The 22,336-nt window shown below is 70.2% G+C and carries 27 protein-coding genes and 1 riboswitch; of the genes, 11 read left to right on the top strand and 16 right to left on the bottom strand.

All coding sequences use genetic code 11. The features are described from left to right. Positions 1-78: 78 nt before the first annotated feature. The 3 genes from ACFYRH_RS30305 to ACFYRH_RS30295 are packed head-to-tail and all read left to right on the top strand — an operon-like array spanning position 79 to position 3,722. Complete coding sequence (locus ACFYRH_RS30305; protein WP_387782454.1) at positions 79-504, top strand: hypothetical protein; 426 nt, start codon at positions 79-81, stop codon at positions 502-504. Then, positions 501-1,262, top strand: coding sequence for an ABC transporter ATP-binding protein (locus tag ACFYRH_RS30300; RefSeq protein ID WP_387782452.1), 762 nt, complete (start codon positions 501-503; stop codon positions 1,260-1,262). The genes ACFYRH_RS30305 and ACFYRH_RS30300 overlap by 4 nt, the downstream gene beginning before the upstream one ends. Positions 1,263-1,265: 3 nt before the next feature. Further along, entirely contained in the window at positions 1,266-3,722 is a 2,457-nt protein-coding gene (locus tag ACFYRH_RS30295) for an ABC transporter permease (protein WP_387782450.1), read from the top strand. Between the two features lie 53 nt (positions 3,723-3,775). Here ACFYRH_RS30295 and ACFYRH_RS30290 read toward each other — a convergent pair whose 3' ends face one another. Further along, entirely contained in the window at positions 3,776-4,270 is a 495-nt protein-coding gene (locus ACFYRH_RS30290; protein ID WP_387782448.1) for an SseB family protein, read from the bottom strand. Positions 4,271-4,358: 88 nt separating this feature from the next. Here ACFYRH_RS30290 and ACFYRH_RS30285 point away from each other — a divergent pair, with 88 nt between their 5' ends. Then, entirely contained in the window at positions 4,359-4,859 is a 501-nt protein-coding gene (locus ACFYRH_RS30285; protein ID WP_387782446.1) for a hypothetical protein, read from the top strand. Next, the gene (locus ACFYRH_RS30280) at positions 4,846-5,517 is read left to right on the top strand and encodes a uridine kinase (protein ID WP_387782444.1); all 672 of its coding nucleotides are present in this window, start codon (positions 4,846-4,848) and stop codon (positions 5,515-5,517) included. Before ACFYRH_RS30285 ends, ACFYRH_RS30280 begins: the two co-directional genes overlap by 14 nt. On the opposite strand, the gene ACFYRH_RS30275 is transcribed toward ACFYRH_RS30280, so the two are convergent. Next, positions 5,496-7,175, bottom strand: coding sequence for a DUF6596 domain-containing protein (locus tag ACFYRH_RS30275; protein WP_387782443.1), 1,680 nt, complete (start codon positions 7,173-7,175; stop codon positions 5,496-5,498). The genes ACFYRH_RS30280 and ACFYRH_RS30275 overlap by 22 nt on opposite strands. 14 nt (positions 7,176-7,189) lie before the next feature. Beyond that, complete coding sequence (locus ACFYRH_RS30270) at positions 7,190-7,525, bottom strand: YciI family protein (protein WP_387782556.1); 336 nt, start codon at positions 7,523-7,525, stop codon at positions 7,190-7,192. Between the two features lie 102 nt (positions 7,526-7,627). Between ACFYRH_RS30270 and ACFYRH_RS30265 the strand changes: the two genes are divergently transcribed. Beyond that, complete coding sequence (locus ACFYRH_RS30265; RefSeq protein ID WP_387782441.1) at positions 7,628-8,515, top strand: aldose 1-epimerase family protein; 888 nt, start codon at positions 7,628-7,630, stop codon at positions 8,513-8,515. Here ACFYRH_RS30265 and ACFYRH_RS30260 read toward each other — a convergent pair. From ACFYRH_RS30260 to ACFYRH_RS30250, 3 genes are read right to left on the bottom strand one after another with little or no spacing between them, the layout of a single operon-like run. Continuing rightward, a complete protein-coding gene (locus tag ACFYRH_RS30260; protein ID WP_387782439.1) occupies positions 8,490-8,972 on the bottom strand; it encodes a PH domain-containing protein in 483 nt (160 codons plus the stop codon). The genes ACFYRH_RS30265 and ACFYRH_RS30260 overlap by 26 nt on opposite strands. 13 nt (positions 8,973-8,985) lie before the next feature. Continuing rightward, positions 8,986-9,834, bottom strand: coding sequence for an ATP phosphoribosyltransferase (hisG, locus tag ACFYRH_RS30255; RefSeq protein ID WP_387782437.1), 849 nt, complete (start codon positions 9,832-9,834; stop codon positions 8,986-8,988). Between the two features lie 51 nt (positions 9,835-9,885). After that, entirely contained in the window at positions 9,886-10,149 is a 264-nt protein-coding gene (locus tag ACFYRH_RS30250) for a phosphoribosyl-ATP diphosphatase (protein WP_387782435.1), read from the bottom strand. An 82-nt stretch (positions 10,150-10,231) separates the two neighbouring features. Here ACFYRH_RS30250 and ACFYRH_RS30245 point away from each other — a divergent pair, with 82 nt between their 5' ends. Further along, positions 10,232-10,636 carry a VOC family protein gene (locus ACFYRH_RS30245; RefSeq protein WP_387782433.1) on the top strand — a complete coding sequence of 135 codons (405 nt, stop codon included), beginning with the start codon at positions 10,232-10,234 and terminating at the stop codon, positions 10,634-10,636. On the opposite strand, the gene ACFYRH_RS30240 is transcribed toward ACFYRH_RS30245, so the two are convergent. Beyond that, positions 10,613-11,305: an MBL fold metallo-hydrolase gene (locus tag ACFYRH_RS30240; protein ID WP_387782431.1), complete on the bottom strand. Its 693-nt coding sequence runs from the start codon at positions 11,303-11,305 to the stop codon at positions 10,613-10,615. The genes ACFYRH_RS30245 and ACFYRH_RS30240 overlap by 24 nt on opposite strands. Positions 11,306-11,323: 18 nt before the next feature. On the opposite strand from ACFYRH_RS30240, the gene ACFYRH_RS30235 reads away from it, so the two are divergent. Continuing rightward, positions 11,324-12,283 carry a P1 family peptidase gene (locus ACFYRH_RS30235; RefSeq protein WP_387782430.1) on the top strand — a complete coding sequence of 320 codons (960 nt, stop codon included), beginning with the start codon at positions 11,324-11,326 and terminating at the stop codon, positions 12,281-12,283. Positions 12,284-12,290: 7 nt separating this feature from the next. Continuing rightward, positions 12,291-12,782: a hypothetical protein gene (locus ACFYRH_RS30230; RefSeq protein ID WP_387782429.1), complete on the top strand. Its 492-nt coding sequence runs from the start codon at positions 12,291-12,293 to the stop codon at positions 12,780-12,782. On the opposite strand, the gene ACFYRH_RS30225 is transcribed toward ACFYRH_RS30230, so the two are convergent. Further along, complete coding sequence (locus tag ACFYRH_RS30225; RefSeq protein ID WP_387782428.1) at positions 12,718-13,233, bottom strand: anthrone oxygenase family protein; 516 nt, start codon at positions 13,231-13,233, stop codon at positions 12,718-12,720. The genes ACFYRH_RS30230 and ACFYRH_RS30225 overlap by 65 nt on opposite strands. Further along, positions 13,233-13,871, bottom strand: coding sequence for an NAD(P)-dependent oxidoreductase (locus ACFYRH_RS30220; protein ID WP_387782426.1), 639 nt, complete (start codon positions 13,869-13,871; stop codon positions 13,233-13,235). Before ACFYRH_RS30220 ends, ACFYRH_RS30225 begins: the two co-directional genes overlap by 1 nt. Positions 13,872-13,937: 66 nt before the next feature. Here ACFYRH_RS30220 and ACFYRH_RS30215 point away from each other — a divergent pair, with 66 nt between their 5' ends. Next, positions 13,938-14,420 carry a MarR family transcriptional regulator gene (locus ACFYRH_RS30215; RefSeq protein WP_387782424.1) on the top strand — a complete coding sequence of 161 codons (483 nt, stop codon included), beginning with the start codon at positions 13,938-13,940 and terminating at the stop codon, positions 14,418-14,420. On the opposite strand, the gene ACFYRH_RS30210 is transcribed toward ACFYRH_RS30215, so the two are convergent. After that, on the bottom strand, positions 14,411-15,376 hold the full coding sequence (locus ACFYRH_RS30210; protein ID WP_387782422.1) for a helix-turn-helix transcriptional regulator: 966 nt from the start codon (positions 15,374-15,376) through the stop codon (positions 14,411-14,413). The two genes, ACFYRH_RS30215 and ACFYRH_RS30210, sit on opposite strands and share 10 nt — an antisense overlap. 62 nt (positions 15,377-15,438) lie before the next feature. On the opposite strand from ACFYRH_RS30210, the gene ACFYRH_RS30205 reads away from it, so the two are divergent. Beyond that, positions 15,439-16,398 (top strand): hypothetical protein, encoded by a 960-nt coding sequence (locus ACFYRH_RS30205; RefSeq protein WP_387782420.1) that lies wholly within the window; start codon positions 15,439-15,441, stop codon positions 16,396-16,398. A 212-nt stretch (positions 16,399-16,610) separates the two neighbouring features. Here ACFYRH_RS30205 and ribH read toward each other — a convergent pair whose 3' ends face one another. The 6 genes from ribH to ACFYRH_RS30175 form a co-directional block, all read right to left on the bottom strand. Further along, on the bottom strand, positions 16,611-17,081 hold the full coding sequence (gene ribH, locus ACFYRH_RS30200) for a 6,7-dimethyl-8-ribityllumazine synthase (RefSeq protein WP_387782418.1): 471 nt from the start codon (positions 17,079-17,081) through the stop codon (positions 16,611-16,613). After that, complete coding sequence (locus ACFYRH_RS30195; protein WP_387782416.1) at positions 17,081-18,319, bottom strand: bifunctional 3,4-dihydroxy-2-butanone-4-phosphate synthase/GTP cyclohydrolase II; 1,239 nt, start codon at positions 18,317-18,319, stop codon at positions 17,081-17,083. The genes ribH and ACFYRH_RS30195 overlap by 1 nt, the downstream gene beginning before the upstream one ends. Then, positions 18,320-18,994, bottom strand: a complete 675-nt coding sequence (pnuC, locus tag ACFYRH_RS30190; protein ID WP_387782414.1) for a nicotinamide riboside transporter PnuC — start codon at positions 18,992-18,994, stop codon at positions 18,320-18,322. Beyond that, positions 18,991-19,659 (bottom strand): riboflavin synthase, encoded by a 669-nt coding sequence (locus ACFYRH_RS30185; RefSeq protein WP_387782412.1) that lies wholly within the window; start codon positions 19,657-19,659, stop codon positions 18,991-18,993. Before ACFYRH_RS30185 ends, pnuC begins: the two co-directional genes overlap by 4 nt. Beyond that, positions 19,660-20,688 carry a bifunctional diaminohydroxyphosphoribosylaminopyrimidine deaminase/5-amino-6-(5-phosphoribosylamino)uracil reductase RibD gene (gene ribD / locus ACFYRH_RS30180; RefSeq protein ID WP_387782410.1) on the bottom strand — a complete coding sequence of 343 codons (1,029 nt, stop codon included), beginning with the start codon at positions 20,686-20,688 and terminating at the stop codon, positions 19,660-19,662. It abuts the gene before it with no gap. Positions 20,689-20,826: 138 nt separating this feature from the next. Beyond that, positions 20,827-20,960: riboswitch (FMN riboswitch) on the bottom strand. An 89-nt stretch (positions 20,961-21,049) separates the two neighbouring features. Continuing rightward, a complete protein-coding gene (locus ACFYRH_RS30175; RefSeq protein ID WP_387782408.1) occupies positions 21,050-22,117 on the bottom strand; it encodes a protein kinase in 1,068 nt (355 codons plus the stop codon). Between the last annotated feature and the right edge of the window lie 219 nt (positions 22,118-22,336).

Raw genomic sequence — 22,336 nt, 5'->3', positions numbered from 1 at the left:
GGTCCTGAGCACCGCGAGGGGAAACTGTTCAATCCCTACGCTTTTTCACATCAGAACTTCCCGGAAAGGACCCCGCCGATGAACACGCTTCTCGACCCCCTGTTGATGCCCGACCAGGTCCAGCTCACCGAGGCCGACCGGCGCGCCGCGATCGCCAAGCTCGACAGCGCCGTCCGGCAGGCCGCGCTGACGCCGTCCCAGGCGAGCGACCGGCAGCTGCGGCTGATGACCGCACGCACCCGCGGTGAGTTCCGGCAGATCATGGCCGGAGTCCCGGACGCCGCGCCGCCGCGGGCGCTCACCGTCGCGTTGCGTGGCTTCACCGGTCTCTGGCTGGTCGCCTGCGTGGTGCAGTTCGTGGTCTGGGTGGCGCTGGCGATGTTCGGCCACTTCGACGGCCCGTGGTGGCTCTGGTCCGACCTCGGTCTCGGCGCGGTCGTCGCGATCCTCTGGTGGACGAACGAGTCCTACCACCGCAAGTCCGACGTACTGGTCGCTTCGTGACCGCGCCGGTCCAGCTCACCGGCGTCCGGAAGGTCTACGGCACCGGCGCCGGCGCGGTGGACGCGCTGGCCGGCGTGACCTACGGGTTCGCCGCCGGCACGTTCACCGCGGTGATGGGGCCGTCCGGATCCGGCAAGAGCACGCTGCTGCACTGCGCGGCCGGCCTCGATACCCCGACCTCGGGCGATGTCCAGCTCGCCGGTACGTCGTTGCGCGGCCTGGACGAGACCGCACTGACCGAGTTGCGCCGGGAGCACGTGTCGTTCGTCTTCCAGTCGTTCAACCTGATGCCTGCGCTGACCGTGCGGCAGAACGTCGTCCTCCCGCTGACGCTGGCGGGGAAGGCGGCCGACGACGCGTGGGTGACCGACGTGATCCGGCGGGTCGGGCTCGGCGAGCGGATCAACCACCGTCCGAGCGAACTGTCCGGTGGCCAGCAGCAGCGGGTCGCGATCGCCCGGGCACTCGCCGGACGGACCGCGATCACCTTCGCCGACGAGCCGACCGGCGCACTGGACACGACCACCGCACTCGAGGTGCTCACGCTGCTCCGCGATCAGTCGCGCGAGCTCGGACAGACCATCGTGATGGTCACCCACGACCCGGTCGCGGCGTCGTACGCCGATCGCGTCGTGTTCCTCGTCGACGGCCGGATCGTGTCCGAGTCCCCGCACCCCACGGCCGAGAACGTCGCCGCGGAGCTCGCACTGCTGAGCGCCGGGCGCTACACCACCCACCAGACAGCCATGGAGATCTGACCCATGTACCGCCTCGCCGTCACCACCCTGCGGTACCGCACCGCCGCCTTCCTCGCGATCTTCGTCGCGGTCCTCCTCGGCGGGGCCCTCCTGAGCGCCGCCGGCGGTCTCCTCGAAACCGGCCTCCGCCTGAACGCCCCACCCCAGCACCTCGCTGCCGCCCCGGTCGTCGTCACGGGCGACCCGGCGTACCACCCGCCGAACGGAAACGGCGCCGCAGCCTTCCCCGAACGCCACCGGGTGAGCGACTCGCTGGTCACCGAACTGGCCGGCACACCGGGCGTTCGCACAGCAGTCGCCTACCGCTCCTTCCCCGTCGCACTGGACGCGAGCAGCGCGCACGGTGCCGAGGTTGTCGGGCGCGGGTGGGACTCGTCGGCGCTCACGCCGTACCGCTTGAGCGCCGGGCACGCCCCGCGGGGCGGAGAGGTTGTGCTGGATTCACGGCTGGCGAACGGCACCGAGCCCGGCGAGCACGTCAGCGTGACCGTTGGTGGTGAGCCGCGGACGTACGTCCTCGCCGGAGTCGCGGCCGCACAGCACGACGTCGACGTACCCGCCGTCTTCTTCTCCGCTGCGGAGGTGCCGCCGGGTGCGGACGCGATCGGTGTGTTCCCCACGGACGGCACGTCGGCGCGTGACCTCGCCGAGCGGCTCGAACTGCCGAAAGGTGTGAAGGCCTACACCGGCGACGACCGTGGTGCCGCGGAGTTCCAGGGGATCGCGACGAGCCTGCCGCTGATCATCATGTCCGGTGTCTTCGGTGGGATGGTGGCCGTGGTGATGGCGCTCGTGGTGTCCGCCACGATCGGCCTGTCGGTCCGCCAGCGCCGCCGCGAGCTCGCCCTGCTCCGTGCCAGCGGTGCGACCCCGCGCCAGGTCGGCAAGATGGTGATCGCCGAGACCATGATCGTCGGCGTCCTCGGCCTGATCCTCGGACTCGCCTGCGGCCGGATCGCCGGCACCTGGATCTTCGGTCTGCTCGCGGACGGCGGCGTCGTCCCGCCGCAACTGCGGTTCGACCAGGGCCCGCTCGCCTTCGCCGGCGCGGCCCTTCTCACGTACGTCGTCCTCCGCGTCACCGTCGGTTTGGCCGCGCACCGTGCCGCACGGATCCGCCCGGTCCAGGCCCTCGCCGAAGCCGCCGTACCGAACGTCGAGCTGAGCAGGATCCGGATCCTCAGCGGCCTGGTCTTCGCCGGCGCCACCGTGGCGATCGCACTGTCCACGCCGTTCATGGGCCCCACCAACGCCGCGGCGATCGGCGGACCGGCCGGGCTGACCGGCTCCATCGCGGTCGCGATCCTGGCGCCGCTCGTCATCCGGCGCGCGCTGGTTCCGCGCATCACCGCGCTGATCGAGAAGCGCGGGACCTCCGGCGTCCTCGCGGTGATCAATCTGCGGGTCCGCGCGGTCCAGTTCGGCGCGATCCTGATCCCGATCACGATCGCCACGGCGATTGCTGTCGGCAACATCTACTCGCAGACCACGCAACAGAAGGCGGCCGCCGAGGCGATGACGAGCAACCTGGCCGGCGACGTCGTCGTCTCCAGCACCTCGGGCATCCCCGCGGCGCTGACCGCGGCCGTGAAGTCGGCGCCCGGTGTCAGCGCGGTGTCCGAGATCGTCCGCAGCAAAGGCTGGATCGAGAAGCCTTACGACAAGTCCCACACGAGTGACGCCTGGCCGCTGCTCGGGCTGAACGGACCTGTGTACAAGGACAAGGTGAAGAAGGGATCCCTCGACGACCTGACCGGTGACACCATCGCCCTCCCAGCCGGTACGGCGAAGAAGCTGAAGGTCGACGTCGGCTCGCAACTCGAGGTCCGTCTCGGTGACGACGCCCTGGTCACGGTGAAGGTCGTCGCGCTGGTCGAGGGGCCGTCCGGGTACGAATCGCTGCTGCTGCCCGCTCAGCTCCTCGCCTCCCACACCACGACCGGCCTGCCCAGCCAGCTCCTGGTGCGGACCACGAACGACAAGCTGGACCTGACCAGGTGGCCAGAGGCAACGATCGGCGACCGGGCCGCGCTGTCCGACGGACTCGACACCGGTCTCGGCGTCGACGCGTGGATCAGCTATCTGCTGGCAGCGATCGCCGTCGCCTACACCGCGATCGCCTCGGTCAACACGATCGCCGTCGCGGTCCTGGACCGGCGCCGCGAGTTCGGCCTCCAACGCCTCACCGGCTCCACCCGGCGCGAGGTATCACGGATGCTGACGCTCGAGGGGCTGCTGATCGTGGCTATCGGATTGGTGACCGGACTGATCACGGCGGCCTTCACCGTCCTGCCGATCGCGATGGCGACCCGCGGCCTGCCGATCCCGTCCGGCCCGGTGTGGATCCTCGCCGCCTGGGTGCTCGTCGTCCTCCTGCTGGTGCTGCCGACCACCGCGATCACCGGCCGCATCGCGATGCGCCCCCGACCGATGGACGCCCTCAGCTCACCCGTCGGCTGACCGGCTCTTCGGAAAGAAACCGGCGCCTGGTGACTATTTCCTTCCGCAAACCCTCAGGAGGCCGGCTCGATCCACGCGTAGCCGCCGTCTTCCAGGCGGATGACCTGGAGGCCGGCGGCGAGGCGGCGTACGTCGTCGGTCTCGATCACGCCGGCGGCCGGACCGGCGACGTCGAGGACGATCGCGGCCGCACCCTCCTGGATCGCGGCGGTCGCGACCAGCCGGGTCTGGGCCGGCATCGGGCGGGCATCCGGACTCCAGCGGGACAGACTCTCGGTGCCGGTGAACGCGAGCAGCGCGTTCCGCCCGTCCTGGCCCTGGAGCAGCGCGACGGCCATGTCCGAGGTCTTGTCGTGCGCGAGCCCGTTCTCGTCGTACTCGACCTCGCCGAGCATCGCGACCACGGGCACCAGCAGGCGCGCTTTGGTGAGCGCGGCCAGCACCGCTCCCCCGTCGCCCGCCGCGAGCGCCGCGGCCAGCGCGGGATCCGCCGCACCGTCGTCGTTGTCGAACCCGGTGAAGGCCAGTCGCCGCTCTGGTGGTTGCACGCCGCCATTGTCCCCGGAGCGCGCTTTCAGGGGTGCATCAGGGCCTTTCCCCTCTTGGTTCGGCGAGCAACTGTGCGAGCCTGGGTATGTGCCTGACTTCAACGATTTGACGCTGCTGCCGTTCTGCGTGGGCCTGACGCTGCTCGGTCTGATCGGCTCGTGGTTCGCCTGGCGGCGCCGCGGGGTGGCGGCCGGCACCCGAGGTGTGGCCTGGTCCCTGCTACCGGTCTCGCTGTACCTGACCGGTCTGCTGGAGCTGGTCTGGGACGTGGTCCGCTCCGCCGTGAGCTGGGTCACCCACCTGATCTTCTCCCCGACCGTCTGGGCCGGTGTCGCGCTGTTCGGCGTCTCGGTGGTGCTGTACGTCGTCTCCGGTGTGGCCCGCGGCCGCTCGGGGAACCAGAAGAAGGCAGACAAGACACAGAAGAAACCCGCCTCGCCCGCGGGTGAGCTGACCAAGACGGGTCCAGCGCCCGCCTCGGCTGCTCCCGCTCAAGCTGCCAAGCCGTCAAAGGGGAAGGCGAAGCAGCAGGAATCGTCGGAGTTCGACGAGATCGAGGACATCCTGAAACGCCATGGAATCAACTGACACAGCCGCTGACCACGGCTCGCCCCTGACCTTCGACTCTCTTCTGGACAACGTCCAGGCCGGCTCCCCGCAGCTCGGCCGGACCCGATTGATCGGCATCGACGGACCCGCCGGCTCCGGCAAGACCACCGTCGCCGCCCACCTCGAGGCCCGCGCCAAGGCCCGCGACCTGAACACGTACGTCATCCACATGGACGACCTGTACGACGGCTGGACCGGAGCCGAGCGTGGATTCGGCCTGCTTCGTGACCACGTCCTGCAACGCCTGGCCGACGGTCGTGAGGGCCGGTACCGGCGCTACGACTGGTACGCGGGCGCGTACGCCGAGCTGCACGTCGTACCGAACACCGTCGACCTGCTCATCGTCGAGGGTGTGACGGCGTGCGACCGGGACGCCGCGCACTGGCAGTCGCTGCGGCTGTGGGTGGAGACGTCGAACGAGGTACGGCTGGATCGCGGGATCGATCGCGACGGCGAGGCGCTCCGCGACCACTGGCTCGAGTGGATGCGCTGGGAGCGCGACCACTTCGCCGAGCAGGCGACCCGCTCGCGGGCGCACGTGATCGTCGACGGCAACCCGTCGGTCCCGCACGACCCGGCCCGCGAACTCGTCACGACGGCCGTCGCGCTACCGCCTCACGACTCGGCGGCGTCCTGACGACCGTCCCAGGACCAGCGCGGGATCGTCAGGCCGTCCGGGATGTCGTCCGCGTCGTGCCGGTACATGGTGCCGAACGTGGCCCACGCGAAGTAGTCGTGGAGGACCTGCCGTAGCCGCGGATCGGTGAGTTCCGCGTCGGTCATCGCCTGGTCGAAGCAGGCGATCCCGCGGTGGTTCATCTCGTCGTGCTCGCCGTTCCCCGCGTGCCGCCGCTCCACCGATGCCTCCGTGCCGTACTTCGCGGTGTACGCCTCCGGGCCGCCCAGAGCCTCACCCCAGTACGTCGCCAGCCGCTCGGTGTGATCCGGCTTCGCCCCACCGTGGAACGCGTGACTGACGACCTCGTCGGCCATCACGCGCCGGTGCCACGCCTCGGCCAGCCGCAGCATGCCCTCCGCCCCACCCGCCGCTTCGTAAACGGTCTCCATGGGCTCAGTCTGCGCCATCGCGGTGAGCCGGTCACGTGCCTGCGCGCGTTCGGGTTCGGAGCCGGCCAGGGCCAGCGCCAGTTCGTACGCCGCGGTTGCCTCGGGCAATCGGCCGAGCCGCTGCAGCAGATCGGCGCGGGCCAGCGCGAACGGGTGGTAGTCCCGTAGCACCTGCTCGTTCCCGAGGGCGTCGAGGGCCGCGAGGCCGGCTTCGGGCCCGTCGCGGAAGGCGAGCGCGGCGGCCCGGTTGAGCGCGATCACCGGTGACGGATCGAGCTCCCGGAGGACGTCGTACAACTGGACGATCTGGGGCCAGTCGGTCTGCGTGAACGCGGGCGCCTCGTCGTGCAGCGCGGCGATCGCGGCCTGGACGGCGTACGGGCCGGCGGGACCGCCCGTGAGCGCGGCGACGACCAGCTCACGGCCCTCGGCGATCATCGCGTGATCCCAGCGACTGCGGTCCTGGTCCTCGAGCAGGACGATCTCGCCGTCCGGTCCGGTCCGGGCGTCCCGGCGGGCGTGGATCAGCAGCATCAAGGCGAGCAGGCCCGTCACCTCACGTCCGTCGGGCAGCAGCCGGTGCACGATCCGGGCCAGCCGGATCGCTTCCTCGGCGAGGTCCAGCCGTTGCAGGTACGGCCCCGAGCTGGCGGCGTACCCCTCGGTGAAGACGGAGTAGATCACCTGCAGTACGCCGGGCAGTCGCTCGGGCAACTCCTCCGGGCCAGGGACGCGGAACGGGATCCGTGCGTCGCGGATCTTCTTCTTCGCGCGGACGATCCGCTTCGCCATCGTCGCGGTCGGCACCAGGAAGGCCCGCGCCACCTCTGGCGTGGTCAGCCCGGCCAGGCAGCGCAGCGTCAGCGCGCCGCGATCCTCCGGAGCGAGGGCAGGGTGCGCGCAGGTGAAGAACAGCTGCAGCCGCTCGTCGGGCAGGTTGTCCCCGACCGGTTGCGGAGCGGCGCGGTCCGCCTCGACCTGCAGGATCGCGAGTTTCGCGGCGTACACCTGGTCGCGCCGTAAGCGGTCGACCGCCTTGCGTCGCGCGGTCGTCATCAACCAGCCGCCCGGGTTCGCCGGCACGCCGTCGACCGGCCAGCGGACCAGCGCGGTCTCGATCGCCTCCGAGGTGACCTCCTCGGCCAGGTCGAGGTCGCCGAACCGCCGGGCGAGCGCGGCCAGCAACCGGCCGCGCTCCTCCCGGAAGACCTCCTCGACCTGCTCCATCCCGGAAATCCCGCTCAGAAGTCCGCGACCGGCCGGACGATCACCGAACCGCCGCCGCGCGACCCCGGGCACTTGGCGGCCCAGTCCAGCGCGACGTCCAGGTCCGGTACGTCGATCACGTAGAACCCGCCGAGCACCTCCCGGGTCTCCGCGAACGGACCGTCGGTGACCGTGCGCTTCCCGTCGTTCGCGACCTCGACCCGGGTCGCGGTCACCAGGTCGGCGAGCGACTCCGACGCGACCACCACCCCGGCGTCGGTGATCTCCTTGTCGAACCGCATCCAGTCCTCCGGCTCGCAGCCCACCGGCGCGTTCTGGGTGTCGAGTTCACCGGCGTTGATCAGCAGCATGTACTTCACGTCGTACCTCCTGTGTGCGTGTCTACAGCATGACCACGAACGGGTTCGCCCCCGATGGACAGCACGTCCGGACAAATTTGTGAGGATGGGGTCATGAGCGTCTTGCCTTCGGGAGAGCAGTGGGTCCTTCGTGCCGGTGCGTACGAGGCGACCGTGGTGAGTGTCGGGGGCGGACTGCGCGGCGTCACGTACGACGGCCGTCCGGTCCTGCTCGGGTACGGCGCGGACGAGGCCGCGCACGCCGGCATCGGGCAGCACCTGTTCCCGTGGCCGAACCGGATCACCGACGGGCAGTACACGTTCGGGGGTGTCCAGCAGCAGCTGTCCCTGACCGAGCCCGCGCGGCACAACGCGATCCACGGGCTGACCCGGTGGGCGAACTGGCAGCGACTCGACGACGGTTCGGATCCTGCGGTCGTGGTCGCCGGCCATCAGCTGTACGGCCGGCCCGGGTACCCGCATCAGCTCGAGCTGCGACTCGAGTACCGGATGACCGACCAACTGACCGTCTCCGCCACGGCCACCAACGTCGGCGCGAGCGCGGCGCCGTACGGCTATGGGGCGCATCCATACCTGTCCGTCGGCCGGGCGATCGACGAGTGCGTGCTGGAGTTCACCGCGGACCAGCGGCTCGAGGTGTCGGCGGAGCAGATGTCACCCGTCGGGCTGACGCCGGTCGACGGCACGCCGTACGACTTCCGCGGCGGCCGGGCGATCGGGTCGATCTCGATCGACAACGCGTTCACCGGTCTGGACGGCTCGTGGTCGGTGTCACTCCTCGACCCGGACAGCGGCGCCCGCTCGACGTTGAGCAGCGACACCGCGTGGATGCAGCTGTTCACCGGCGAAGCCGTCGGCCGTACGGCGCTCGCGGTCGAGCCGATGACCTGCCCGCCGGACGCGTTCCGCACCGGTCAGGACCTGATCGTCCTGCAGCCGGGCGAGTCGCACACGACTAGCTTCGCGGTGTCGGCTTCTTAGGACCGGCATTCTTAGGTCCGGCACCGTGCTCGCGGGCGACCGCCGCCAGTTCCTTGGCGGCCCGGCTCGCCCGCGCTCCCTCGGCGGCCTGCACCGCGAGGATGCCGAGCCGGTTCTCGTCGGCGTCGAACAGCTGCAGCCACGCGTCCCCCGGCCGGAACCGCAACGCGGTCACGTCCGACCACTTCAGCGTGTACGACTTGAAGACGTTCCGCACGCGCAGGCGGTCCGCGTACGCCGTGACGCGCAACGTCGCCATCCGGTACAGGATCCACAGCACTGCCCCGAAGAAGGCCAGCAGCGTGATCCGCTGGAACCAGCTGAACGTCTCGCGGGCGTCCGGCGGCAACCGGAACCAGATCACCCCGAAGACCGCGATCACCGACAGCCCCATGCCTGCCGACATCGCCGCCACCATGCGTGGGTGGAAGGTCAGCAGGCGATCGTCGGCAGCCACGTCGTACTCCGGGTCAGATTCGGCAGGCGTGGATGTCGGTGGTGAGAATGGCACGAGCACCGACCTCCCAGAGCTGGTCCATCAGACGCTGCGCCTCGGCGCGCCGGACCATCACCCGGACCGCGACCCAGCCCTGCCGGTGCAGCGGGGAGATGGTCGGCGACTCCAGGCCGGGCGCCACCGAGGTGGCCGCGTCGACATCCTCGGCGCGGATGTCGTAGTCCATCATCACGTAGTTCCGGGCGATCAGGACACCCTCGAGCCGGCGGATCAGCTGCGTCATCCCGTTCGCCGGGGTCTCGACGCCGTGCCGCTTGATCAGCACCGCCTCGGACTGCAGGATCGGCTCCCCGAACACCTCGAGCCCGGCCTGGCGCAGCGTCGTACCGGTCTCCACGACATCCGCGATCACGTCCGCGACGCCGAGCTGGACGGCCGACTCGACCGCGCCGTCCAGGCGGACGACGGCAGCGTCGATCCCGTTCTCCGCCAGGTGGTCCTGCAGAACTCCGGCGTACGACGTGGCGATCCGCTTGCCCGCCAGATCCTTCACGGAGTCCGCGACCCCGGGCCGCCCCGCGAACCGGAACGTCGACGAACCGAACCCGAGGCCCATCACCACGTCCGCGTCGGCGTGCGAGTCGAGCACCAGGTCCCGGCCGGAGATCCCGACGTCGAGCGTCCCTTCGCCGACGTACACGGCGATGTCACGCGGGCGCAGGTAGTAGAACTCGACCTCGTTGGCAGCGTCGGTGAGCGTGAGGTCCTTGGTGGACCGGCGCTGTTTGTAGCCGGCCTCGATGAGCATCTCGGTGGCGGCCTCGCTCAGCGAGCCCTTGTTGGGTACTGCGACGCGCAGCATGGAACTGCCCTTTCTGATGAAGTGAACCGGTGTCGTGTGGGAGGTGCGCTCCTACAGATGTCGGTACACGTCGTCGAGGTCGAGGCCGAGCGCGTGCATCATCACCTGGGCGTGGTAGAGCAGCTGGGACAGCTCCTCCGCGGCCCGGTCCTTGCTCTCGTGCTCGGCTGCCATCCAGGACTCGGCGGCTTCCTCGACCAGCTTCTTGCCGATCGAGTGCACGCCGGCGTCCAGCGCCGCCACGGTCCCGGAACCCTCCGGCCGCGTCCGCGCCTTCTCACCCAGTTCGGCGAACAGCTCATCGAAAGTCTTCATCGCGCGCCCAGCCTACGGGTCGGCCATCAGCCGCCGCCCCGCAGGTCCGGTAGGCGGACCGGATCTGTGGGTTACTAGACCTATGGAGGGACCACCACAGATCTCCGTGATGCTGGCGGTCGAGGACGCACCGGCGGCCGCGGCCTGGTACGCCGAGGCGCTCGGCGCCGTCGAGCTGTGGAACCTGGGCAGCGTCATCGGGCTGAGCATCGGCGGCGCCCCGATCTTCCTCGGCGAGCCCGGCGGGAACATCTGGCGGACGCCGGCCGCGACCGGTGCCCCGACGGTGCGGGTCGAAGTGTTCGTGGACGACCCGGACAGCTTCGTCGAACGCGCGGTCGCTGCCGGCGCCGACGGCAGCTTCGACCCGGTCCGCGACCACACCGTCCCGTGGGGCACACACCGTCAGGGCTCATTCCTGGACCCGTACGGCCATCTGTGGTTCGTCGGAGACCGCTCGCCCTTAGGACCCGCTGAGCGTGGCTGAGCGGGTGCGGGGCGCTGAGTGCGCGTCGACGTACCAGTCGTGGTGCTCGGCGAGCAGTTGCCTGATCATCGCGTGGTCGGCGGTGTCGTTCTCGGTGCGCTGGTGGAACGGCGGTGGGTAGAACGCGTCGCCGACGAGCGCGACACCGTCGGCGATCGCGATCACCGAATCCGGGGCGTGGTGGCCGCCGACATGCCGGAGTACGACTCCGGTCGGGAGGGTGATGCTGTCGTCGAAGGTCTGGTCGGGGAGGACGATCCGGAAGCCGGACCAGTCGGGGACGGCCAGGGCGCGGGCGCGGAAGCTCGGGCCGAGTTTCGGGTTCGCCTCGACCTGGTCGCGGAGGTAGCGGTGGCTCCAGGGCCGGTCCGCCTCGTCCTGCAGGAGTTCCGTGGCGGCGGAGTGCGCGATCACGGTGATGTCGTCGGACCAGGCGCAGGCGCCCCAGGTGTGGTCCCAGTGGTGATGGGTGTACACGAGCCACTTCGGCGCGGGCAGTCCGGCGGCAGCGATCGCCGTACCGATCTGCCGGGCGTGGTCGGGGCTGTTGCCGGCATCGACCACGACACTGCCGCGGTCGTCGGCGATGACCGCGACGGACGGGCGGATCGCATCCGGGTCCGGGTCATGTGGGAAGAGCCAGACCCGGCCGGTCAGGTGCTGCAGCATGTGGCCGACGATAGCGGCATGCAGATACCCCGGAGAGCCCGCGAGCTCGGCATTACCGTCGGGACGTTGCCCACCGGCCCGCTCAACGCGATCACCGATGTCGCCGGGGTCCGGGTCGGCCAGACCACCATCACCGGCGACGGGCTGAACACCGGCGTGACGGCGATCGTCCCTGACGGGTACGCCGGGACGCTGCCGGCGGCTGTTGCGGTCGGCAACGGGTACGGGAAGCTGATCGGGACCACGCAGGTCGAGGAGCTGGGGGTGATCGAGACCCCGATCCTGCTGACCGGGACGCTCAGCACGTTCCGGGTCGCCGACGCGCTGCTCAGCTGGCTGCTCGACCGCGATCTCCGGGCGACCAGCCTGAACCCGGTGGTCGGCGAGACCAACGACGGCCACCTCTCCGACATCCGCCGCCGCCCGATCAGCGCTGCCCATGTCCACGCGGCGCTGGACTCCGCCTCGTCCGATCGTCCCGAAGAGGGCTGCGTGGGCGCCGGCACCGGCACCACCGCGCTGGGTTTCAAGGCCGGCATCGGCACCGCCTCCCGGGTTGCCGGCCCCGGGCGCGTCGGAGCCCTCGTCCAGTCGAACTTCTCCGGCCTCCTGACCGTCCTCGGCGCGCCGATCCCGGCGGAGCCCATCGACGCCGACGGGAACTCCTGCATGATCGTGGTCGCCACCGACCTTCCGCTCGACTCCCGGCAGCTCGGTCGCCTGGCCCGCCGCGCGATCTTCGCCATGGGCCGCGTCGGCTCCGACTTCGCGCCCGGCAGCGGCGACTACGCGATCGCCTTCAGCACCACGCGGACGCCCGGTTATCAGGACCGCGAGCTCCGCGGCCCCTTCCAAGCGGTCACCGAGTCCGTCGAGGAAGCGTTGCTCAACTCACTCACGATGGCTAGGACGACCACTGGCTTCCAGGACCGCACCGCCCACGCCGTCCCGCACGACGTGATCCGCAACCTGAGATAGTCACCCGATGGAGCACAGTTCCCGCGCCTGGATCGCCCGCCGCCTCCGCTCCCTCGCCACTCTCGAACTGCTCAACATCCCACTGCAGTACGTCGTGTGGTTCGGCGTGATCGACCTGCCCGGAACCGCCCCGAACCTGGCCGGCTTCGCCCTGTTCGCACTCCTCCTGGCGCAAGGCGCGGCGTACTGGTCGGCGAAACTCCGTCAGCTCCCGGGCGAGCCTCTCCCCGCCGCACGCTGGTTCTCGCTCGCCCGCAAGTGGAACGTGCCGGTGCTCGCCGGCGGCTTGGTCTTCGTCCTGGCAGCAGTGGCACGAGACCCGGGCGCGACCACCGTGGCCGGGCTCGTGTTCGCCGTCGTCGCCGTGCTCGAGTACGTGAACTACTTCCACCTCCAGCTCATGCACGACACCCCCGCCGACCTGCGCTACCTGTTCACCCGTGGTCTCCGACGCTCACACCTGGCACGAGACCTCGCACGGGCTGCTGCTTCGCGCTAGCGGTCGTCGTCCGCTGACTCGCCACCACCAGCGCCCCGAAGGCGAACACCGCTGCCAGCGTCCGGATCGCGTGCGCCACCTGCCACCGATCGCGGACGTCCGCCCAGTCCACCGGCGGATGCTGCACCGACCACGACGACTGATCGGCGTTGATCGGCAGGTTGATCGCCAACGTCAGCACGAATACCAGGACCAGCAAACCAAGAGCCACCAGCACCAGACGGCGACCGTTGCCACGTCCCCAGATCGCAAGCGCCACTGTCGTGACGATGGCCGGGATCAGCGTCACCGAGGCCAGCTTGTCCAGCGAGTCCAGCTCGACCAACCGCACCTGTGTGTAGACCGAAGCGCCGAACGACCGCAACGACATCTCGAGCACCAGCACGCACACGAGGAACCCCGCGAACAGCCCACTGAACAGCAGGCTCGCACCACGCACGACTTTCGCCATCAGTAGCCCACACCAACGGGCTGGCAGATCGTCGCGGGGTCGTCGAGTACGGCGAGCATCGCGTGCCCGGCATCCGCCCGCGAGATCGAGTAGCTTCGCGTCACGGTGCCGCCGACAACTGTCCGGTACTTACCGGACAACTGCCCGTTTGTCAGCTTCGGCGGCCGGACAACCGTCCACTCCGTCGCGCTCGCCCGGATCGCCGCCTCCATCACCCGAAGATCGGCGTACACGTCGGCCGCGAACCTGTTGATCGCCGGGTACACGATCCGGCGGTTGACGAAGCTCTCGTCCGCGGGGATCGGCCCGAGTGGCGCGGCGCTGACCGCGACGAAGCGCCGTACCCCGGCCGTTTCCATCGCGGCCAGGATCGACGCCGTACTGCGGGAGGCGACCGGACCGTCCTTGCGACCGCGTGCCCCCACGCCCGAGATCACCGCCGCACTTCCGTCGACCGCCTCGCGCAGCGGCTCGGCGGCGTCCAGACCGGCCACCCGAACCACCTCCAGCGACGGGTGCTCCAACTCGAACTCCGACGACTTCCGCACCACCGCGGTCACCTTGTGACCGGCATCGAGTGCCTGCCGTACGACGTGGCCGCCGATCCCGCCCGTCGCACCGAACACCGTGATCCACATCCCGAACGCCTCCTTGCGCTACCGTGAATCTGATCTGCAACTCATATAGTACGGGAATCATAATATATGGAACAGACACAATCAGGTGACGCACGCCACCGTCGCCGGACCGGCAACGACATCAAAGGCGCGCTCCGCGACCTGCGGATCCAGCTCGCCCTGCTGAATCACCAGATCGGCGGCAAGCTGGCGCTCAAGGACGTCGACCTCGACTGTCTCGACGTCCTGGCCCGCAGCGGCCCGCTCACCCCGAGCGCTCTCGCCCGCCAAGCCGGCCTGCACCCGGCCACGCTGACCGGAATCCTCGACAGACTCGAACGCGGGGGGTGGATCGCGCGGGACCGTGCGCGGGCCGACCGCCGCAGCGTGACGATCCGGGTGCTGCCCGACCGCGGGATGGAGGTGTTCCGGCTGTACCAGCCGATGATCGGCGCGATGGACGACGTACTCGACGGGTACAGCGAGGACGAGCTCGCGCTGATCGCCGACTTCCTCCGCCGCAGCACGGCGGCCGGCGAACGCGCCAACGACGAACTGGGTCAGGAATAGAGCTCGAGCAGGTTTCGGCCGAGATCCTTCAGCTCGGCGCGCAACTCCTGCGGTTCCAGCACTTCGACTGCCGCGCCGAAGCGACTCAGTGCGGCCGCCGCGTTCGCGACCGACTCGATCGGGATCGTCACCACGACAGTCCCGTCCGGCTCCGGCTCCGCCGCGGCGACCGCCTTGACGAGGGCCGGGAACGAGATGTCGTACGTCTTCGCGGCCAAGGCCGCCGAGACGCGGACGACGGCCTCGCCGGTGAAGCGGACCCGGTCGAAACCCGCGAGGTGGTCCTGCCAGAACCGCGCGAGACCGAAGTCCTCGTCGCGTTCGAACACGTCGTCGGTCGGCGTCAGTTCGAGGATGTTGGACACCCGGTACGTGCGCAGTCCGCCGGGCGTGGCGGCGACGACGTACCAGCTGCCGTTCTTGAGGACGAGACCGTACGGCTCGAGGGTGCGGTCGACCTCGCGGGGTTCCTCCCAGCGGCGGTACCGCACCTTGACGCGGCGGTCGTGCAGGACGGCGTCGGCGACGGCGGAGAGGTGTGGTGAGCCCTCGGCGTCCTGGTACCAGGCGGGCAGGTCGAGGTGGAAACGGTTCTTCAGCCGGCCGGCGCGGTCGCGTTGGTCCGGCGCGAGGGCGGCGAGCAGCTTGAGCTCGGCCGCGCTCGTCTCGGCGGTGAGGCCGAGCGCTGCCGCTGCTCCAGGCATTCCGACGAGGAACAGGGCGGCTGCTTCCTGTTCGGTGAGTCCGGTCAGGCGGGTGCGGTACCCCTCGACCAGCCGGTACCCGCCGGCGCGGCCCTGGTCGGCGTACACCGGGACCCCGGCCGCGGCGAGCGCCTCGACGTCGCGGTAGATCGTGCGCAGCGATACCTCGAGCTCGTCGGCGAGCTCACGCGCGGTCAACTGCCGGCGCGTCTGCAGCAACAGCAGGATCGACAACAGGCGGCTCGAACGCATACTCCGAGGTTAGCTCTGATCGCTGCCATGATCTGTCAGGTTTTGCTCGCACGCTGAGCGGTATGACGACTTGGAGCAAGGTGACCGGCGACTTCGACTTCCTGAACGGGTACTTCGACGTCCGGCACCGCACCCTGAAGAAGGCCTTCGCCGACTGCGACGAGTGGCTCGAGTACGACGGCACCACGACGGCGCACACGTACTTCGACGGTCAGATCAGCATCGACGAGATGCGCTTCCCGACGAAAGGCGCGTACGGGCTCTCGCTGCGGGTGTTCGACCCGGAATCCCGGCAGTGGAGCATCTGGTGGGTCAACAGCACCACGATGACGCTGTACCCGCCGGTGCGCGGCGGCTGGTCCGCTGACGGCTCCCGGTGCCGCCTGGTCGGTGAGGACTCGCTGGACGGGGAGCCGATCCTGTGCAGCTACGAGTGGTCGGACATCACCGACACGACGGCGCACTGGGAGCAGGCGTACTCGAACGACGGCGGCGCGACGTGGGAGACCAACTGGATCATGGACTTCACCCGCCGCTCCACTCCCCCGCCGGCGTTGGACGTTCCCAAGATGACGGACGACTTCGACTTCCTCGTCGGACGGTGGTCGTTCCACAACCGCCGTCGGCGCCCTGTCCTCGGGGAGCCGTTCGAGTGGCACGAGTTCGACGCGGAACTCGAGGCGACCACGTACTTCGACGGCGCGATCAGCGTCGACGAGGGCTGGTACCCGACCGAGGGCTTCCGCGGCGCGACCTTCCGCCTCTACGACCCCGAGTCGAAAACCTGGTCCATCCACTGGATCAACAGCCAACGCGGCCACCTGGAAACCCCCGTCATCGGCTCCTTCGACGGAGACACCGGCACCTTCGAAGGCCCCGACGAATGGGACGGCCACCCCATCGACGTCCGCTTCCTCTGGACCCGAGGCGCGAACGAGGCAGCCTGGACCCAATCCTTCTCCACCAACCACGGCCAAACCTGGACCGACAACTGGCAAATGACCCACACCCGCCAGCAGTAACCCACACCCACCCCCGCCCGCTGCGTGACGGTCCGCAGAGAACCTCGGATACCCGACGAGGACTTCGCACAAGCAATTGCCTGTCCACAGTCGTCAGGGCGTATCCGAAGTACCCAGGCGACTGCCAAGCCGCCGCCTCGGGCGGCCGGGAGGCGGCTCGGGTGGCGGCCGGCACTCGGCGGGCGCGGCGGTGTTGCGACAGGTGGGGGCTGCTACGTCAACTGGCGGACGGCTGACAGCGTGGAGAGGGCGGCCTGGGTGGCTTCGTAGCCCTTGTCTTCGCGGCTGTCGGGGAGGCCGGCGCGGTCCAGGGCCTGGGGGTCGTTGTCGCAGGTGAGGACGCCGAAGCCGACGGGGACGCCGGTGGTGACGCCGACCTGCATGAGGCCCTCGGTGGCTGCCTGGCAGACGTACTCGAAGTGTGGGGTGTCGCCGCGGATCACCACGCCCAGCGCGACAACTGCGTCGTACCCCGCCTTCGCCGCATGCAACGAAGCGACGGGGAGCTCGAACGAGCCGGGCACGCGGATGACCGTGTACTCGGCGCCGGAGTCCTTGCACGCCCGTACGGCGCCGGCGAGCAGCCCGTCCGTGACCTTCGGGTGCCACTGCGCCGCGACGATCGCGACCCGGGCGCCCTCGACCTGCGGGACCTCGACGGTGGGTGCTCCACTGCCCGACATCAGCCGGCTCCGTTCTCTTCGGTCAGCAGGCCACCAGGCAGGTGGTGACCCATTCGGTCGCGCTTGGTGCGCAGGTACCGCAAGTTGTGCTCGGTCGGGTCGATCGAGATCCCACGCCGCTCGATGACCTCGATGCCGTAGCCCTGCACCCCCGCCAGCTTGTCGGGGTTGTTGGTCAGCAGCCGGGCCTCCTTGACGCCCAGGTCGGCCAGGATCTGCGCACCGGTCCCGTAGTCGCGGGCATCCGCCGGCAACCCGAGATCGAGGTTCGCGTCGACCGTGTCCCGCCCGGCGTCCTGCAGCTCGTACGCCTGCAGCTTGTGCAGCAGTCCGATCCCGCGACCCTCATGACCGCGCAGGTACACCACCACGCCGCCCTCGGCCGCGACCTGCCGCATCGCCTCGTCGAGCTGCGGTCCGCAGTCACACCGCAGCGAACCGAACACGTCCCCGGTCAGGCACTCGGAGTGCAGCCGCACGAGCGTCGGTCCGTTCCCGATCTCACCGCGCACCAGCGCGAGCTGCTCCGACCCGTCCACCGTGTTGCGGTACCCGTGCGCCACGAAGTCGCCGTACCGCGTCGGCAGTGTCGTCGTCGCGACGCGCTGGATCTGCGACTCGGTCCGCCGCCGGTACCTGATCAGGTCGTCGATCGACACCAGCACCAGCCCGTGCTCGTCGGCGAACGCCCGCAGCTCGAGACCGCGCTTCATGGTCCCGTCGTCGTTCACCATCTCCGAGATCACCGCGGCCGGAGTCAGCCCGGCCATCCGCGCGAGGTCGATCGACGCCTCGGTGTGCCCGGGACGTACCAGTACGCCGCCTTCGCGGCCGCGCAGCGGGAACACGTGCCCCGGCTGCACCAGGTCGTACGGCTCCGAGGCCGAGTCGGCCAGTACCCGGATCGTCCGCGCCCGGTCGGCCGCCGAGATCCCGGTGCTGATCCCGTCCCGCGCATCCACCGAGATCGTGTACGCCGTCCGCATCCGCTCCCGGTTGTGCGGCGTCATCAGCGGGATGCCGAGCCGGTCCAGCTCCGCGCCCTCCATCGGCACGCACACCACACCCGAGCTGTACCGGATCAGGAACGCCAGCAGCTCCGGAGTCGCCTTGGACGCCGCGAAGATCAGGTCGCCCTCGTTCTCGCGGTCCTCGTCGTCGACCACGATCACCGGCCGCCCGGCGCGGATCTCGTCGATCGCGTGCTCGATCGTGTCGAGCTTCAGCACGTCACCCATCTAACCCACCACCACCGGTTCGGGAGTCTGGACCCGCTCGCGGTTCTGGATCTTCCACCACGAGGCGAATCCGAGGACACAGAACAGCCCGTACACGACGTACATCGTCGCCGACGGGTAGAACTTCGCCTGCACCAGCAGGGGTACGCCGACCACGTCGACGGCGATCCAGATCAGCCAGAACTCGACGAAGCCGCGCGCCATCCCGTAGGTCGCCAGGATCGACCCGGTCAGGATCCACGCGTCCCATTGCGGACCCCAGGAGCCGAGTTCGCGCAGGACGAAGTACGCGATCGCGTAGATCACGACCGCGATGCCGGCGAGCTCCAGCCGTTCGCGGGCGGTCGCCCACCGCGGCTGGACGGCCTTGGCCGCGCCGCCGTGGCGGGTCTGGTACCACCGGTACCAGCCGTACAGGCTGACGATCGCGAAGAACACCTGCCGCCCGGCCTGGCCCCACAGGTCCTTGTCCTGCGGGGTGTCGAAGATCCCGCCGACGAAGACCGTGAACAGCAAGACGTTGCCGACGATGCCGACCGGCCACGCGGACACCAGCCGGCGCATGCCGAACAGGGCGCTGGCCAGGCCGAACACGTTGCCGACGATCTCCCGGACCAGCACCGGTGATCCGGCGATCGTCACCTGCGAGGTGAGCAGCCAGTCGATCGGGTTCATCGGTCGCCTCCGTTGTCCCGCACGTTGCCTCCGTTGTCTGCGCCGGTGCCTCCGTTGCCCGGCACGTTGCCTGCGGCAAGCAGTCGTTCGACGTACTTCGCGATCACGTCGACCTCGAGGTTGACGGTGTCACCGACCGCGTTCCGCCCGAGCACGGTCAGCTCCAGCGTGGTCGGGATCAGGCTGACCCCGAACGTCCCGGACGCGTCGTCGACGTCGGTCACGGTCAGCGACACGCCGTCGATGGCGATCGAGCCCTTCTCGGCGACGTACTTGAGCAGGTCCGGCGTCGTCGCGATCCGGACGTCCTCCCAGTGCTCCCCCGGCGTCCGGCTCGCGATCGTGCCGGTGCCGTCGACATGGCCCTGCACGATGTGCCCGCCGAGCCGCGCGTGCGCGGTGACCGCGCGCTCGAGGTTGACGGTCGAGCCCTTGTCGAGGGTGCCCAGGCTGGTCCGCTTGAGCGTCTCGCGCATCACGTCGGCGGTGAACAGCCCGTCGCCGTACTCGACCACTGTCAGGCAGCAGCCGTTGACCGCGATCGAGTCGCCGTGGCCGGCGTCCGCGGTCACCTTCGGCCCACGAATGGTGAGCCTCGCGGCGTCGCCGTCCAGCAGGTCCAGGGACTCGACGGTGCCGAGTTCTTCGATGATGCCGGTGAACATCTACTTTCCTCCCAGAGGAACCAAGGTCAACCGGACGTCGTCGCCCAACCGGGTGACGTCCGCTAGCTTGAACCGCCGCAGGTGGTCGATCGATTCCGCGCCCAGGTCGCCGACCGCGGCGAACCCGGAGCCGAGCACCGCCGGAGCGACGTACGCGACGATCTGGTCGACCAGACCGGCGCGCACGAACGCGGCGGCCAGCGTCGGACCACCTTCGAGCCACAGGTGCCGGATGTGCCGGTCGTCGAGCTGCCGGAGCACCTCGGCCGGATCGTGGGTCGGCAGCAACAACGTCTGCGCGCGGTTGTTGCGGACCCGCGCCGTCTCGGGGATCTCCCGGTCGCCGACGACGACCCGCAACGGCTGCCGGGCCGCGGGTACGTCGTCCTCGTCGCGGACCGTCAGCTCGGGGTCGTCGTCGAGCACGGTCTGGGTGCCGACGGCGATCGCGTCGCACTCGGCCCGGTGCCGGTGTACGTCGGCGCGCGCGATCGGCCCGGTGATCCACTTGCTCGTCCCGTCCGGCGCCGCGGACCGCCCGTCGAGCGTGGTCGCGAACTTCCAGGTGACGAACGGCCGGCCGGCCCGGACGCTGTGCAGCCACACGTGGTTGACCGCTTCGGCCTCGTCCCGCAGGACACCCTCGACGACCTCGATGTTCTTGTTCCGCAGCTTCTCGGCACCACCCGCCGCGGTCCGGTTCGGATCGGGTACGGCGTACACCACCCGCGCGATCCCCGCCTCGATCAAGGCATCCGCACACGGACCGGTCCGGCCGGTGTGGTTACACGGCTCCAGCGTCACGTACGCCGTACCGCCGCGGGCGCGCGCTCCGGCCATCCGCAGCGCCTCCACCTCCGCATGCGGGCCGCCGGCAACGGCGTGGAAGCCCTCGCCGACCGGATGCCCGTCGCGGCCGGTGATCACACAACCGACCACCGGGTTCGGGTGGGTGCTGCCGGTACCTTTCGCGGCCAACTCGACAGCACGCCGCATCCAGGCGACATCAATCGGCGACGCGTTGCTCACTGCTCACTGGTCCCTCGTCGTCACGGACGCACTACCGGGGTCTCGTGACGACCGGCGACCACGCTCCGCCACCCGAGTCTCGCCGTACGCCGCGTGACGCGCGCACCGCCCGACCGGACGTCAGAGCACACCCGCCGACCGCGTGCGCCTCCCATCCGGACTTTCACCGTCGGTCCTGGAATTCCACCAGGTCAGCCGATCGCCGAACTGCAGCGACCGGGTCGCGGACTGTCACCGCCGGCTCGGAATTACACCGACCCCGGAGCACGCGAGTGGGTTCACTCGTGCTTCAAGTATGCCCTCTCCCACAACCCCCACCACGACCCAGGTCACATCGTGGTCGGACCGGCGGGCCTCTGCCTCAGCGGAGCAGGAGCCAACCGGCAGTACCGAGCAGGCCGGCCGCACCGGCGAAACACGTGGCCGCGACGACGACCAACGCCCGCCGCCCCCGGACGGCCGGCGCAGCGACCACTTCGGTCGCAGCCCGCGGTGCACGCGGAGCAACCACCTCCATTGCGGCCCGCGGCGCCGGCGGAGCAACCACCTCCGTTGCGGCCCGCGGTGCCGGCGGAGCAACCGTCTCTGTTGCGGGCCGGCCGGGCGGGAGCGGGGGCAGCTGATCGAAGACCTCGGGTGCGTCGGGGTCGTCGGCCCACGGCGTCGTACCGGCGGCCGGGAGCGCACCGCTGGCCGCGAGCAGGCGCCCGGCCGCGCTCGCGGAGTCGGGCCGACCCGACGGATCGGTCGAGGTCGTCCGGCGGACGAATTCGCCGAGCGGTCCCTCGACCGCCGGCCGGGTGCCGTCCGCGCCCGGCCGTTCACCGGTCAGCAGCTCGACGGCGACAGCGCCGACGGCGTACAGGTCCTGACGCGGGTCTGGGTCCGCTCCGGCGAGCTGCTCGGGCGCGAGATATCCCGGCGTACCGAGAACCGTGCTGTGCCTGGTCATCCGCGGTTCGTCCAGCACCGCCGCGATGCCGAAGTCGGACAGCCGGAGGTGCGGCCACCCCCGGCCCGTCACGTCGAGCAGCAGGTTGGCGGGCTTCACATCGCGGTGGACGACGCCGGCGGCATGAACCGCGGACAACCCGTGCAGCAGCTGATCGAGGAGGACCGCGACGTACGACGACGGCAGCGGCCCGTGATCTCCGAGCAGCGTCGCGACCGATCCACCGCGCACCAGATCCATCGCGAACACGACCTTGTCGTCGTCCGCGGCCCACCCGTGCGGTGCCACCACGTGCGGGTGCTCGATGCGCAGCGACTGCTCCCGCACGAACCGCAGCAACGTCGCTGCGTCGTGCTGCCCGAGCACCTTGGCCGCCACGTACCCCGTCCGCCGCCGGTCCCACGCCCGCCAGACCGATCCCATACCGCCGGTCGCGATCAGATCGATCAGCTGATACCGCCCCGCGAATGCCTCCACCCCGCAGAAACTACCGTCCCGGCTGGCCACCGCGGCAGTCGTCCACAGGTCCCACAGCTTGTCCAGGCTGTCCCGGCCGTCTGGGTTGTGTCGGATACACGGACGCGGGGGGGGCGGGGCCCCCCGCGGGGGGGGGGGGGCCCCCCCCCCGGGGGGGGGGGGGGCGGGGGCCGGGGCGGGGGGGGGGGGGGGGCGCCCGCGCGGGCGCGGGCGCCGGGG

Origin of the sequence: Kribbella sp. NPDC004875, assembly GCF_042873375.1 — a bacterium.
Classification (GTDB): domain Bacteria; phylum Actinomycetota; class Actinomycetes; order Propionibacteriales; family Kribbellaceae; genus Kribbella.
This window is presented reverse-complemented; position numbering and strand designations above follow the sequence as displayed.